The 695-nt window shown below is 78.1% G+C and carries 1 pseudogene; it reads left to right on the top strand.

From position 1 onward, the window contains the following. Positions 1-145: 145 nt before the first annotated feature. A pseudogene (locus tag DKL51_RS33585) lies at positions 146-695 on the top strand (adenylate/guanylate cyclase domain-containing protein); the annotation flags it as partial.

The following is a 695-nucleotide window of genomic DNA, read 5'->3' as shown; positions in this document are numbered from 1 at the left end:
ACGTGTGGCGGGTGACCGGGGTGGCCCGGCCGCGGCCCGGCCGGCACCACGGTCCGCTGATCGGCCGGCGGCGGGAGCTGGCCACGGCCGTCGACGACATCACCGGGGCCGGCTGCTGCACGAGCTGGCCCGGGCGGTGCCGACCGTGGACGGGACGCCGGTCCGCTGGTGCTTCGCGCACTGCCCGCCGTACCCGAAGGGGGACCTGGCGCCGCTGGCCGACATGGTCCGCGCGTTCGCCGGGGTCCGCGACAGCGACTGCCCGACAACCGTACGCCGGCGGCTCGCGGCGGCGTTCGACGGACACCTGCCGTCGACCCGGCTGCCCGCCCTGGCGGAGTTGCTCACCACACCCGAGGACGCCGCGGTCGCGGCTCACGGGGCGGAGGTGTGGCGGGAGGCGCTGCTCGCGCTGGCCGCGGAGCAGCCGCTGGTGGTCGCCGTCGACGACCTGGACCGGGCCGCTCCCCCGTTGAACCGCTTCCTGCACCGGCTCTTCACCGCGGCGACGGAGCGGGGGCTGCCGCTCGCGGTGGTGGCCACCCACGGTCCGGGCTGGGCGAATCTGCTGCCGGGCGGCGCCGACCGACGGCGCGTGGTGCCCCTGGCGCCGCTCGGGACCGTCGAGTCCGGACGGTTGCTGCGCCACCTGCTGAGCCGGGTCGGCCGACCGGCCGCGCTGGCGCGGGACCTGC

Origin of the sequence: Micromonospora globispora (assembly GCF_003857015.1) — a bacterium.
GTDB classification, from domain to species: Bacteria; Actinomycetota; Actinomycetes; order Mycobacteriales; family Micromonosporaceae; genus Micromonospora; species Micromonospora globispora.
The sequence above is the reverse complement of the archived record's forward strand: the minus strand, read 5'-3'. Positions and strand labels throughout refer to the sequence as shown.